A 523-nucleotide genomic window follows, 5' to 3' on the forward strand; every position below is an offset into this window, starting at 1 on the left:
TTCACCGCCCTGCACGCGGTGAGCGCCCTGGCCATCACGGGTGGCGACACCCCGCCCCCGGCCCGCATCGTGCTGCTGTCCGACGGCGGGGAGAACAAGCCGTCCAATCCCAGCGACCCGCACGACGGGGTCTACACGGCGGCGCGGCTGGCCCGGGACGAGGGGGTGCCCATCTCGACGATCTCGTTCGGCACCAAGACCGGCGAGATCGAGATGGACGGGCAGCGCGTGGCCGTCCCGGTTTCGACGGACCAGATGAAGACGATCGCCAAGCTGTCCGGCGGGCAGTCCTACACCGCCAGCAACATCGCCGAGCTCAACAAGAGCTACAACGCCATCGAGAAGGACATCGGCTATCGCACCGTGGCCGGGCCAGCCGCGCCGCCGTGTAGACCCCGTCGTGCGGGTCGCTGGGATTGGACGGCTTGTTCTCCCCGCCGTCGGACAGCAGCACGATGCGGGCCGGGGGCGGGGTGTCGCCACCCGTGATGGCCAGGGCGCTCACCGCGTGCAGGGCGGTGAA

The 523-nt window shown here is 70.4% G+C and carries 1 pseudogene; it reads left to right on the plus strand.

The features are described 5' to 3' along the window. Window positions 1-489: pseudogene (locus tag A5691_RS01415) on the plus strand (hypothetical protein); the annotation flags it as partial. Window positions 490-523: the final 34 nt, after the last annotated feature.

The sequence above is a fragment of the Mycobacterium sp. E183 genome (genome assembly GCF_001667735.1).
In the GTDB taxonomy this organism is placed as follows: domain Bacteria; phylum Actinomycetota; class Actinomycetes; order Mycobacteriales; family Mycobacteriaceae; genus Mycobacterium.